We start from the raw sequence: 12,166 nt of genomic DNA on the forward strand, positions 1-12,166 counted from the left end.
AAAAATGGCCGAGACAAAAGCCACCGGCAAGATCACCCAGGTGATTGGCGCCGTCTGCGACGTGCAGTTCGAGGGCGATCTGCCCGCGATCCTCAACGCGCTGGAGACCGACAACAACGGCAAGCGGCTGGTCCTCGAAGTGGCCCAGCATCTGGGCGAGAACACAGTGCGCTGCATCGCCATGGACGCGACCGAGGGTCTGGTGCGCGGCCAGCCGGTCACCGACACCGGCACGCCGATCGAGGTGCCGGTGGGCGACGCGACGCTTGGGCGCATCCTCAACGTCATTGGCGAGCCGATCGACGAGAAGGGTCCGGTCAATGCCTCCGAGCGGCGCGCGATCCACCAGCCCGCGCCGAGCTTCGAGGCGCAGTCGACCGAAAGCGCGATCCTGGTCACCGGTATCAAGGTCATCGACCTGCTGGCGCCCTATTCGCAAGGCGGCAAGATCGGCCTCTTCGGCGGCGCCGGGGTGGGCAAGACCGTGCTCATCCAGGAACTGATCAACAACATCGCCAAGGTGCACTCGGGCTACTCGGTCTTTGCCGGGGTGGGCGAACGCACGCGTGAAGGCAACGACCTCTACCACGAATTCATCGACTCTGGCGTCATCGACATCGAGAACCCGGAAAAGTCCAAGGTGGCGCTGGTCTACGGCCAGATGAACGAGCCGCCGGGCGCGCGCGCGCGCGTGGGCTTGACCGGCCTGACCCTGGCCGAGCAGTTCCGCGACCAGTCGGGCACCGACGTTCTGTTCTTCGTCGACAACATCTTCCGCTTCACCCAGGCGGGTTCCGAGGTGTCGGCGCTTCTTGGCCGCATCCCCTCGGCCGTGGGCTACCAGCCGACGCTGGCCACCGACATGGGCGCGCTGCAGGAACGCATCACCTCGACCAAGGCCGGCTCGATCACCTCGGTGCAGGCGATCTACGTCCCCGCCGACGACCTGACCGACCCCGCGCCCGCGACCTCGTTTGCCCACCTCGACGCCACGACCGTGCTGTCGCGCGCCATCTCGGAACTCGGCATCTACCCGGCCGTGGACCCGCTCGACTCGACCAGCCGGATCCTCGATCCGCAGATCGTCGGGCAGGAACACTACGACGTCGCCCGCGCCGTGCAGGGGATCCTGCAGCGCTACAAGTCGCTTCAGGACATCATCGCCATCCTCGGCATGGACGAACTGTCGGAAGAGGACAAGCTGACCGTGGCCCGCGCCCGGAAGATCCAGCGCTTCCTCAGCCAGCCCTTCGACGTCGCCAAGGTCTTCACCGGAACCGACGGCGTGCAGGTGCCGATCGAAAAGACGATCTCCAGCTTCAAGGCCGTGGTCGAGGGTGAATACGACCACCTGCCCGAAGCTGCGTTCTACATGGTCGGCGATATCGACGAAGTGGTCGCCAAGGCGCAACGCCTCGCCGCCGCAGCCTGAGGAGGGCAGCAATGGCCGATACGATGCAATTCGACCTCGTCTCGCCGGAACGGATGCTGGCCTCGGTCCCCGCGACCGAGGTGCAGATCCCCGGCGCCGAGGGAGACTTCACCGCGATGCCGGGGCATGTTCCCTTCATCTCGACGCTTCGGCCGGGGATCGTGATCGCCGCGACCGACAAGGGCGAGATCCGCTATGTCGTGACCGGCGGCTTCGCCGAAGTCACCGGCGAGCATGTCTCGCTTCTGGCAGAGCGCAGCCTGCTTGCGGAAGAACTGAAGCAGCCCGAGTTCGACGAGATGGTGACCGAAGCGAAGACGTCGCGCGACGCCACGAGCGGTCCGGAATATGACGCGGCGAACAAGCATTTTGCCGACATCATGGAAATGGGCCGGCAACTGGGACTGCAAGCCTCAACTGTCTGAGAAGACGGGCCTGAGTGTGAGGCCGGCCCCCGGGGACTTTCTGTAACCCGGCGTTCGGCCCGCACTTTCGCCTGCATTGCCGCACTTTCCTGGACGGCCCGCCGCACGCGCGCCCCGTCAAATTCGCTCGCAGATTCCGAAAGTTTCATTGCGGTTAACGGCGGGAATTCACCCGTTACAAATCAGTGGCTTGCGAGTTTGTGCAACCTTGCACACCCCCCCTTTGCTCACCTGCTGCACCGAGCCGGGATCAAACGGGTACAACCTCTGTGCGACCCTCCCCCTTTCCTGGCCGTCCCCAAACCAAGAACGCGCGCCCGGCGGGCGCGCGTTCTCTTCTTGCGGGCGTTTTCGATCGCATCTGATCGGTCTTGGCCTGAACGGCGTCAGATGCTCAGGCAGACGTACTTCATTTCCAGGTAGTCCTCGATCCCGTGGCGCGACCCTTCGCGGCCGAGACCCGACTGCTTGACGCCGCCGAAGGGGGCAACCTCGGTCGAGATGATGCCGGTGTTCACGCCGACGATGCCGTATTCCAGCGCCTCCTGCACGCGATGGATGCGGCCGACGTCGCGGGCGTAGAAATAGGCGGCCAGGCCGAAGATCGTGTCGTTGGCCATGGCGATCGCGTCGTCCTCGGTTTCGAACTTGAAGAGCGGGGCAAGCGGGCCGAAGGTCTCTTCCTTGGCGACGGCCATGTCCTGGGTGACGCCGGTGACGATGGTGGGCTGGAAGAAACTACCGCCCAGCGAATGCCGCTCGCCGCCCGTCAGCACCTTGCCGCCCTTGGAGAGCACATCCTTGATGTGTTCGCGCACTTTGTCGACCGCGTCGTTGTTGATGAGCGGGCCGAGGTCCACGTCGCCCTCCAGCCCGTCGCCGACCTTCATCTTTTCTACCGCCGCCTTCAGCTTTTCGGCAAACTTGTCATAGACCCCGGCCTGGACGTAGATGCGGTTGGCGCAGACGCAGGTCTGGCCGTTGTTGCGGTACTTGGACATGATCGCGCCCTGCACCGCGGCATCCAGATCGGCGTCGTCGAAGACGATGAAGGGCGCGTTTCCGCCCAGTTCCATCGAACATTTCATCACCTGGTCCGCGGCCTGTTTCAGCAGGATCCGCCCGACCTCGGTCGAGCCGGTAAAGGTCAGCTTGCGGACCTTCGGGTTCTCGCAGAACTCCTTGCCGATATCCGACGAGCGCGACGAGGTGACGATGGACATCAGGCCCTTCGGTATGCCGGCGCGTTCGGCCAGGACCGCCATTGCCAGCGCCGAGAGCGGCGTTTCCGCCGCGGGGCGGCCGACGAAGCCGCAGCCCGCGGCCAGCGCCGGGGCGACCTTGCGGGCGATCATCGCGTTGGGGAAGTTCCAGGGCGTGATCGAGGCCGCGACACCGATCGGTTGGCGCAGGACGGTGATGCGCTTGTCGGGCTGGTGGCCGGGGATGGTTTCGCCGTAGACCCGCTTGGCCTCCTCGCCGAACCATTCGACGAAGGCGGCGCCGTACATGACCTCGCCCTTGGCCTCGGCCAGCGGCTTGCCCATCTCGGCGGTCAGGATCGTGGCGAGGTCGTCGGCGTTTGCGACCATCAGGTCGAACCACTTGCGCAGGATGCCGGCACGGTCCTTGCCGGTGCGCGCGGCCCAGCTTTTCTGCGCCTTTTCCGCGGCCGCGATCGCGTGCGCTACCTCGTCGCGGGACAGGTCCGCGACTTCGGCGATGACGTCGCCGCGCGCGGGGTTGGATACCGGAAAGGTCTTGCCGTCCTTGGCATCGACCCAGTCGCCGGCGACATAGGCGCGGGTTTCCAGAAGCGCCGGGTCCTTCAGAAGGGTGCGCAGATCGGTGCGGGTGTCGAGCATGGTTGCCTCCCAAGGCTGCAGGTGGTCAAAAGATTGCCGGACTCAGATCATATCGGCCGGAGGAAGACAATGGATGCGACGGAAGACCTGAGCCTTGCCTATGCAAACGCCGATTTCATCCCCAGTGCCGCCGACTATCCGCCGCGCTGGCGGGCCGAGGCGGCGGCGTTCCGCGACGCCTTGGGCGGGCGGGCGCGCTGTGGGCTGGCCTATGGCCCCGGGGCGCGGCAGGTGTTCGACCTTTTCCTGCCCGAGGGGCGCGCAAAGGGATTACTGGTCTTCATCCACGGTGGCTACTGGCTGGCGTTCGCACCCGGGGATTGGTCGGCCTTTGCGGCGGGCGCGCTGGCGCGGGGCTGGGCGGTGGCGCTGCCGGGCTACACCCTGGCGCCCGAGGCGCGCATCAGGGCGATGACCGACGAGATCGAGGCGGCGATCGGCGCGGCGGCGATGGAGGTCGACGGGCCTGTGGTGGTGACCGGGCATTCGGCGGGCGGGCATCTGAGCGCGCGGATGGCCTGCGCCGACCGTTCGCCGGAATGGGCGGACCGTCTGGCGCGGGTCGTGCCGATCTCGCCGCTGGCCGACCTGCGGCCGCTGATGCGGACGGGAATGAACGCGAAGCTGGCCCTCGATCCCGACGAGGCGGCGGCCGAGAGCCCGGCGCTGCGGGACCGGCGGCCGGGGGTCGAGGTTCGCGTCTGGGTCGGCGCGCAGGAGCGGCCGGCCTTTCTGTGGCAGGCGCGCCTGCTGTCGGAGGCCTGGGACTGCCCCTGGCATGCCGAGCCGGGGCGCCACCATTTCGACGTGATCGACGGGCTGCGTGACCCTGAAAGCCCGCTCATGCGCTGCCTGCTCGACGGGATCTGAGCGGCCGGGACCTGGCGCGTTGCCTGGTGGAGGGCGCGAAACCGGGGGCTGCTCAAGCTTGAGCAATCGCGCAAGACCATGAAATCGTTGTGTTACCCATAACAATTTAACCTGATCTTTACCCGGATTCGGCCCTCAGACCATCATTTCCTTGGTCGCGGTCAGCTTCACCTCGGGGTGGTCGCGGGCGACGCGGTCGATGTCCCATTGCAGGCGCGTCAGGTACACCGGGTCGCCGTCGTGGTCGGTGCCCATGTGGCCCTTGTTGGCCGCGGCAAACGCCTCCACCGCCGCTTTCGGGCCGGAAACCCAGCGGGCCGAGGTGAATTGCGACGCCTCGAACCGCACGGGCAGGCCGTATTCCAGCTCGATCCGGCTGGCAAGAACCTCGAATTGCAGGGCGCCAACGACGCCGACGATGAAGCCCGCGCCGATCATCGGGCGGAAGATCTTGGCGGCACCCTCCTCGGCGAATTGGGTCAGCGCCTTTTCCAGATGCTTGGCCTTCAGCGGATCGCCGGCGCGGGCGCTGCGCAGCAGCTCCGGCGCAAAGGACGGGATGCCGGTGAAGCGGATCGCCTCGCCCTCGGTCAGGGTGTCGCCGATGCGCAACTGCCCGTGGTTGGGGATGCCGATGATGTCGCCGGCCCAGGCCTCCTCGGCCAGTTCGCGGTCGGCGGCGAGGAAGAGGACGGGGTTCGATACCGCCATCGGCTTACCCGCCCGGACATGCAGCAGTTTCATCCCGCGGGTGAAATGGCCCGAGGCGAGGCGCAGGAAGGCCACGCGGTCGCGGTGTTTGGGGTCCATGTTGGCCTGCACCTTGAAGACGAAGCCGGTGACGGCCTCCTCCTCGGGCCCCACTTGCCGGGCGTCGGTGGGCAGGACCTGCGGGGGCGGGCCATACTCGGCCATGCCGCGCATCAACTCGCGCACGCCGAAGGAGTTGATCGCCGAGCCGAACCAGATCGGCGTCATCGAGCCGTTGAGGATCGCCGCTCGGTCGAAGGCGGGCAGCAGGCCCTTGGCCATCTCCAACTCCTCGCGCAGCTGTGCCAGCTGGGCGGGGGGGACGTGCTGCGCGAGCTTGGGGTCGTCCAGGCCGGCAATGACGATGGAGTCGGCCACCCGGTTGCGGTCGGCGCGGTCCATCAGTTCAAGCCGGTCGTTCAGGATGTCGTAGCAGCCGAGGAAGTCGCGCCCCTGCCCGATGGGCCAGCTGGCCGGCGTCACGTCGATGGCGAGGCTTTCCTGGATCTCGTCGATGATCTCGAAGGTCTCGCGCGCCTCGCGGTCCATCTTGTTGCAGAACGTCAGGATCGGCAGGTCGCGCAGGCGGCAGACCTCGAACAGTTTTTGCGTCTGGGATTCGACACCCTTGGCGCCGTCGATCACCATGATCGCGGCATCGACCGCGGTGAGCGTGCGGTAGGTATCCTCTGAAAAGTCGCTGTGGCCGGGCGTGTCCACCAGGTTGAAGCGAAAACCGTCGAAATCGAAGGACATCGCCGAGGCCGAGACCGAGATGCCGCGGTCCTTTTCCATCTGCATGAAGTCCGACCGGGTGCGCCGCGCCTCGCCCTTGGCGCGCACCTGTCCCGCCATCTGGATCGCGCCGCCGAAGAGCAGGAACTTTTCGGTCAGCGTCGTCTTGCCGGCATCCGGGTGCGAGATGATCGCGAAGGTGCGGCGCCGGGCGACCTCGGGCGGCAGGGGCGGGCGGTTGGTGGTCTCTTGCAGCATGGGCGGGCGTATAGGCCAGCGCCGGAGCCTTCACAAGAGCGACACAACGCCCGCGAAAACCAAGAAACAAAGGCGCCGGTTGACGCGGGCGGCGTTTTCCGGTAGCCGCCTCTGACGGCCAGACGGGCCGATCCGCAAGATGCCGGGACGCGAAAGGCATGCGTCCCATGACCCATTTACGGCCCGATGCCGTAATTCACGGACGCACATGACCAAATTTTCCGACCTGAAGCTGGACCCCAAGGTCCTGAAAGCCGTCGTTGAAGCCGGCTACGAAACCCCCACGCCGATCCAGGCGCAGGCCATCCCCGCAGCGCTGGAAGGCCGCGACGTGCTGGGCATCGCCCAGACCGGCACCGGCAAGACCGCGGGCTTCGTGCTGCCGCTGGTGACGCGGCTGGCCCGCGGCCGGGCGCGGGCGCGGATGCCGCGCAGCCTGGTGCTGGCGCCGACGCGCGAGCTGGCGGCGCAGGTGGCCGAAAGCTTCGACACCTATTCGAAATACACCAAGCTGACCAAGGCGCTGCTGATCGGCGGCGTCAGCTTCGGCGAGCAGGACAAGCTGATCGACCGCGGCGTCGACGTGCTGATCGCGACGCCGGGCCGGCTGCTCGATCATTTCGAGCGCGGGAAGCTTCTGCTGACCGGCGTCGAGGTGATGGTGGTGGACGAGGCTGACCGGATGCTCGACATGGGGTTCATCCCGGATATCGAGCGCATCTTCCAGCTGACGCCGTTCACCCGCCAGACGCTGTTCTTCAGCGCCACCATGGCGCCCGAGATCGAGCGGATCACCAACCAGTTCCTGTCCAACCCGTTGAAGGTCGAAGTGGCGCGCCAGGCGACGACCGCCGAGTCGATCGAACAGCGGCTGATCGAGTTCAGACCGTCGCGCAAGGACCGGACCTTTGCCGAGAAGCGCGCGCTTCTGCGCGAACTGATCGTCGCCGAGGGCGAAGCCTGCAAGAACGCCATCATCTTCTGCAATCGCAAGATCGATGTCGACGTGGTGGCGAAATCGCTCAAGCAGCACGGCTTCGACGCGGCCCCGATCCACGGCGATCTGGACCAGTCGGTGCGCACCCGCACGCTCGACGGGTTCCGCGACGGGTCGCTGCGGTTCCTGGTGGCGTCGGACGTGGCGGCGCGCGGGCTGGATATCCCGGCGGTCAGCCATGTCTTCAACTTCGACGTGCCCAGCCATGCCGAGGATTATGTCCACCGGATCGGCCGGACCGGGCGCGCCGGGCGCAAGGGCAAGGCCTTTACACTGTCGTCGCCGTCGGACGAGAAGTACTTGGGCGCGATCGAGCACATGCTGCAAAAGCCCCTGCCGCGCGGCGAAGCGCCCGAGGTCGCGGCGGATGAGCGGCCGGAACCCGCGCCGAAGCCGAAGCGGGGCGAGGGGTCGGAACGCGCGGCACGACCGGCGCGGGCCGAGCGGCCCCGCCGCGCGCGCCGGGAGCCGGTCGAGGCGCAGCCCGAAGCGGTTGCCAGCCAGCCCGAAGCCGCCGCGAAGGTGGAAAAGCCCGTGGAACCGGCGCCCGCGCCGGTGCAGCCCGACCCCGCGAACGCGGACGAGCGCGGGCGCAACGACAAGCGCGGCGACCGCCGTGACCGCCGGCGCGGCCGCGACAATGACGCGCCGGTCGTCGGCATGGGCGATCATGTCCCCGACTTTCTGACCCGCACGTTCCGCTCGGTCTGATTGCGGCGCAGCTCTCTGCCTGCCATCGCCCGACACCGGTTCCGCGACCGCTTCAAGGGGGTGGACAACGGCTGATACTGGCGGAACCGTGCAGCGTGGGCAGCGCGTGCGCCAGCGCACATTTCTTCACGATGCTGTATTCGCTAAGTAAAAATCGTGATGTAAACCAGAATGAAACCTTTGGCGCCGGTCCCAGCCGGCGGGCGACAATGCCCGGCGGCCATCACGTTTCTGCCGACCTTGGCCGAGGGGTGAAACGGATCCGGCTTACTGGATCACGCCGCAGACGATCCGTTCGCCGGCGTCGCCGGCAGGTTGCGACTCGTAATCGTCAGGATCGGCGTGGATGACCATCGCGGTGCCATCCCCGCCACGAAGGCTGTTGTCCTGGCCCTCCTCAAGCGTCACCATCGCGTTGAAAAACTCGACGCGAACCTCGCCGTTTTCCGGAACGTGCAGGTTGGGCAGGTCGCCGGCGTGCGGTCCGCTTTCGGCATGATAGCCATGATCACGATCGTCGGGATCGAAATGCCCGCCAGCCGAGCTGAAGTCCCCCTCGCACGCGCCGGTCTCGTGGATATGGAACGCGACCTGGCCGGGCGGAAGACCGCGGAGGTCGACGGAAATCAGGACGCCGTTCGGGGTCTGGCGAAACTCGACGGTGCCGATATCGCGCTTGTCCCGATCCAGCATGAGGGCAGTGCCGATTTCACTGGCACTTGCGGCGCTCGGGGCAAGGGCAATGAACGCGGCGGCGGCAGACATCATGGCGGTTTTCATGGTTTGCTCTCCCATCTTCCATTGTTTCGGAGTCGAACTCCGGGCCGGCCCCTTCGTTCCACTTAACGGGGGAAGGACCGTCGTCTTCGGCCGCGCTGGAATGCCGGATCAGGCCGCGCGCGGGCGCAGGGCGAGCCAGATCAGCGCGCCGCCGGCGAGCACCAGGAAGGGCAGCATGGCCAGGTTGACAAGCTGCCAGCCGGTTTCGGCGTCCGAGCCCGAGCAGTTCATCAACTGCCCCGACGACAGCGACGCCGCGGTGACGCCGCCGAAGACGATCATGTCGTTGATGCCCTGGATGCGCCCCCGCTCGGCCGCGTTGTGCGAGCGGGCCAGCATCGTCGTCGCGCCGATGAAGCCAAAATTCCAGCCGACGCCCAGAAGGATCAGCGCAATGAAGAAATGCTCCAGTTCGACGCCGGTCAGCGCGACCGCGCCGCTGCTGGCCAGGATGACCAGTCCCGCGGCGACGATCCTTTCCACGCCGAAGCGGGCGATCAGGTGGCCGGTCACGAAGGCGGGCGCATACATCGCCAGCACATGCGCCGAGACGATGTCGGCGGCATTGCCGGTGGTGAAGCCGCATCCGACCACCGCCAGCGGGGTCGAGGTCATCACCAGGTTCATCAGCGCATAGGCCACCGTCGCGCAGATGATCGACACGGCGATCACCGGGTCGCGCAGCATCTGGGCGCGCGAGCGCCCGTCGCGCGCGGCGCCGGCGACGGGGGCGGGCGGCTTCGGAATATCGAGGAAGGCGAAAAGCGTCATGCCGCCGAGGTTGAGCGCGATCACCGCCAGATAGGTGCCGAGGAAGGTCACCACCATTGCATCGGCGGTGACCTTGACCAGTTGCGGGCCGACAATGGCAGACAGCAGCCCGCCCGCCATGACATAGGAAATCGCCTTCGGCTTGAAGCTTTCCGAGGCGGTATCGGCGGCGGCAAAACGGTAGAAGCCCTGGCCCGACATGTAGATACCGGTGAAAAGCGAGCCGAGGCAGAAGAGGACGAAGGAACCCTGCATCAGCCCGATCGCGCCGATCGCCGCGCCGATCGCGCCGCCGGTCGCGGTCAGCGCAAAGCCCGCGCGCCGGCCGTGACGCTGCATGAAGGCGGCCAGCGGCGTCGCCGTCAGCATCGATCCCAGCACGATCAGGGATATCGGCAGCGTCGCCCAGCAGATGTTGGCGGCCAGCGACTGGCCGGCAAGACCGGCGACGACGAAGATCATCGGCATCTGCGCGCCAAGGATCGCCTGCGCCGCAACCAGCACCGCGACATTGCGCCTGGCGCGGGCGTCCGAGAAGGGGGGCGGCGAGGCAGAAAGGCTCATGCCGGTGACCTAGCGCCTGCGCGCGGCGGTGAAAAGCGGTTTCTTCACAGGCGAAGCACCGGCGGCGTCAGCCGTCCAGCGGCCAGACCAGAAGCAGGACGGGGACGCTGACCGCGACGGTCAGCACCGAGGCCGGCAGGCCTAGCCGCCAGTAATCGGCAAACCGGAAGCCGCCGGGGCCGAGGATCAGCGTGTTGTTCTGGTGCCCGATGGGCGTGAGGAACGCGGCCGAGGCACCAATCGCCACCGCCATCAGGAAGGCGTCGGGATTGAGCCCGAGCGCCTGGGCCATGCCGACCGCGATCGGGCTCATGGCCGCCGCGGTGGCGGCATTGTTGACGACGTTCGAGATCAGAAGGCTCAGCACCATGATGGCGACGACCGCCAGCGCCGGGGCGCCGCCCATCAGCGCATAGAGTATCGACCCGGCGAGGAGGTCGGCGGTGCCCGTCGCCTCCATCGCGCCGGCCACCGGGATGAGTGCCGCCAGCAGCACGATCACCGGCCAGTCGATGGCGGTATATATCTGCCGCGGCGGCACGGTGCGCAGCAGCATCGAGGCCAGCACCCCCAGCGCGAAGGCCGGGGCGGCCGGCAGCAGCCCCGCCGTGGCGATCGCCACGGCGCCCAGCATGATGCCCGCCGCGGTCAGCGCCATGCGCCGCTCCGGCAGGCGCAGCGCGCGGTCGGCCAGCGGGACGCAGCCCATTTCGCCGGCGAATTCGCCCAGCGTCTCGGCCGGTCCCTGCATCAGCAGCACGTCGCCCGACCGAATGGCAAGGGTGCGCAGGCGGGCATGCGGGCGCCGACCTTCGCGCGACACGGCCAGCAGGTTGAGCCCGTAGCGCGTCCGCAGCTTGATATCCTTGGCCGAGCGCCCGCTGAGGATCGACCCGGGCAGCACCACCAGTTCACGCAGCACGATGTCGTCGGCCTTGGCCTTGTCCGTATCCTCTTCCTCGTCCTTGTCCTCGTCCTTCTCGGTCGACGCAGGCTGCCTCGGACGAACCTTTTCCATCATCTCCTCGTCGAGTTCCTCTTCCTCCTTCTCGTCCGAGGTGCCCTGTTCCTCGAGCTGCAGGTCCAGCTTCGCCAGCGCCTCGGCCAGCCCATCGACATGCGCCTCGAGCACCAGGATGTCGCCGGCGCGCACCACGCGGTTGCCGCGCGGCGCGCTCATCCGGACCTCGTTGCGTACGAGGGCCACGATCTGCGCGTCGGTATCGTCCAGCGCCTCCTCGACCTTGCGCAGGGTCTTGCCGGCGACATCGCTTTTCTCGCCGACGCGAACCTCGGTGAAATAGGCGGCGGTCTGGAAGCCGTCATCGCCGCTGGGCTTGCGCGCGGGCACCAGGCGCCAACCGACGAGGACGATGGCGACGATGCCGGTGATCGCCACCGCCAACCCCACGGGGGCGAAGTCGAACATGGCAAAGCCCGCGCCCGGCCGAAACCCCGAGACGATCAGGTTCGGCGGGGTCCCGACCAGCGTGGTCATGCCACCGAGGATCGTGCCGAACGCGAGCGGCATCAGCACCTGCCCCGGCGCCAGGTCCAGCCGACCGGCAAGCTGCACCGCGACCGGCATCAGCAGCGCCATCGCGCCGACGTTGTTCATGAAGGCCGAAAGCCCGGTGCCGAGCGCCAGGAGTGCCGTCATCGACACGATGCGCCCCCCTGACTGCGGCAGCACGGTGCGCGTCAGCAGATCGACCGCGCCGGTGTTCTGCAACCCGCGGCTCAGCACCAGAACGCAGGCGACGGTGATCACCGCCGGGTGCCCGAAGCCGTTGAAGGCGTCCTCCGGCGGCACCAGGCCCACGACGACGCAGGCCAGCAGCGCGGCCAGCGCCACCACGTCGTGGCGCAACCGCCCCCAGAGGAACAGCGCCATGGTCAGCGCGAGGATCGACAGGATCAGGCTCTGCTCAACCGACATCGGGGGCTCCGCGAAAGCGGCCGCAGCCCTGCGACCGCGGCCGTCTGATGGATGTCACGCTTTGCGCCA

General features: G+C 67.3%; 9 protein-coding genes. 4 read left to right on the forward strand and 5 right to left on the reverse strand.

Annotated elements, in window-relative coordinates; all coding sequences use genetic code 11:
• Positions 1-4 precede the first annotated feature (4 nt).
• Positions 5-1,432 carry a F0F1 ATP synthase subunit beta gene (gene atpD, locus IM708_RS10725; protein WP_209426520.1) on the forward strand — a complete coding sequence of 476 codons (1,428 nt, stop codon included), beginning with the start codon at positions 5-7 and terminating at the stop codon, positions 1,430-1,432.
• Positions 1,433-1,443: 11 nt separating this feature from the next.
• The gene (locus tag IM708_RS10730) at positions 1,444-1,857 is read left to right on the forward strand and encodes a F0F1 ATP synthase subunit epsilon (protein ID WP_209426521.1); all 414 of its coding nucleotides are present in this window, start codon (positions 1,444-1,446) and stop codon (positions 1,855-1,857) included.
• Between the two features lie 386 nt (positions 1,858-2,243).
• Here the strand turns inward: IM708_RS10730 and IM708_RS10735 are convergent, their stop codons facing one another.
• Positions 2,244-3,722: an NAD-dependent succinate-semialdehyde dehydrogenase gene (locus IM708_RS10735; RefSeq protein WP_209426522.1), complete on the reverse strand. Its 1,479-nt coding sequence runs from the start codon at positions 3,720-3,722 to the stop codon at positions 2,244-2,246.
• Between the two features lie 69 nt (positions 3,723-3,791).
• Here IM708_RS10735 and IM708_RS10740 point away from each other — a divergent pair, with 69 nt between their 5' ends.
• Positions 3,792-4,592, forward strand: a complete 801-nt coding sequence (locus IM708_RS10740) for an alpha/beta hydrolase (RefSeq protein WP_209426523.1) — start codon at positions 3,792-3,794, stop codon at positions 4,590-4,592.
• A 135-nt stretch (positions 4,593-4,727) separates the two neighbouring features.
• On the opposite strand, the gene IM708_RS10745 is transcribed toward IM708_RS10740, so the two are convergent.
• Positions 4,728-6,335, reverse strand: a complete 1,608-nt coding sequence (locus IM708_RS10745) for a peptide chain release factor 3 (protein ID WP_209426524.1) — start codon at positions 6,333-6,335, stop codon at positions 4,728-4,730.
• A gap of 208 nt (positions 6,336-6,543) precedes the next feature.
• On the opposite strand from IM708_RS10745, the gene IM708_RS10750 reads away from it, so the two are divergent.
• Entirely contained in the window at positions 6,544-8,043 is a 1,500-nt protein-coding gene (locus IM708_RS10750; RefSeq protein WP_209426525.1) for a DEAD/DEAH box helicase, read from the forward strand.
• 267 nt (positions 8,044-8,310) lie between these two features.
• On the opposite strand, the gene IM708_RS10755 is transcribed toward IM708_RS10750, so the two are convergent.
• From IM708_RS10755 to IM708_RS10765, 3 genes are all read right to left on the reverse strand, one after another.
• Positions 8,311-8,808: a superoxide dismutase family protein gene (locus IM708_RS10755; protein ID WP_245243123.1), complete on the reverse strand. Its 498-nt coding sequence runs from the start codon at positions 8,806-8,808 to the stop codon at positions 8,311-8,313.
• Positions 8,809-8,931: 123 nt separating this feature from the next.
• The gene (locus tag IM708_RS10760; protein ID WP_209426527.1) at positions 8,932-10,158 is read right to left on the reverse strand and encodes an MFS transporter; all 1,227 of its coding nucleotides are present in this window, start codon (positions 10,156-10,158) and stop codon (positions 8,932-8,934) included.
• A 67-nt stretch (positions 10,159-10,225) separates the two neighbouring features.
• Positions 10,226-12,097 carry an SLC13 family permease gene (locus IM708_RS10765; protein WP_209426528.1) on the reverse strand — a complete coding sequence of 624 codons (1,872 nt, stop codon included), beginning with the start codon at positions 12,095-12,097 and terminating at the stop codon, positions 10,226-10,228.
• Positions 12,098-12,166 lie beyond the last annotated feature (69 nt).

It is taken from the genome of Pararhodobacter sp. SW119, assembly GCF_017811755.1.
Classification (GTDB): Bacteria; Pseudomonadota; Alphaproteobacteria; order Rhodobacterales; family Rhodobacteraceae; genus Pararhodobacter.

Bases quoted from the DNA above. Each gene is read 5' to 3' on its own strand.
- atpD (WP_209426520.1), top strand. From the start codon at position 5: ATGGCCGAGACAAAAGCCACCGGCAAGATCACCCAGGTGATTGGCGCC.
- IM708_RS10730 (WP_209426521.1), top strand. From the start codon at position 1,444: ATGGCCGATACGATGCAATTCGACCTCGTCTCGCCGGAACGGATGCTG.
- IM708_RS10735 (WP_209426522.1), bottom strand. From the start codon at position 3,722: ATGCTCGACACCCGCACCGATCTGCGCACCCTTCTGAAGGACCCGGCG.
- IM708_RS10740 (WP_209426523.1), top strand. From the start codon at position 3,792: ATGGATGCGACGGAAGACCTGAGCCTTGCCTATGCAAACGCCGATTTC.
- IM708_RS10745 (WP_209426524.1), bottom strand. From the start codon at position 6,335: ATGCTGCAAGAGACCACCAACCGCCCGCCCCTGCCGCCCGAGGTCGCC.
- IM708_RS10750 (WP_209426525.1), top strand. From the start codon at position 6,544: ATGACCAAATTTTCCGACCTGAAGCTGGACCCCAAGGTCCTGAAAGCC.
- IM708_RS10755 (WP_245243123.1), bottom strand. From the start codon at position 8,808: ATGTCTGCCGCCGCCGCGTTCATTGCCCTTGCCCCGAGCGCCGCAAGT.
- IM708_RS10760 (WP_209426527.1), bottom strand. From the start codon at position 10,158: ATGAGCCTTTCTGCCTCGCCGCCCCCCTTCTCGGACGCCCGCGCCAGG.
- IM708_RS10765 (WP_209426528.1), bottom strand. From the start codon at position 12,097: ATGTCGGTTGAGCAGAGCCTGATCCTGTCGATCCTCGCGCTGACCATG.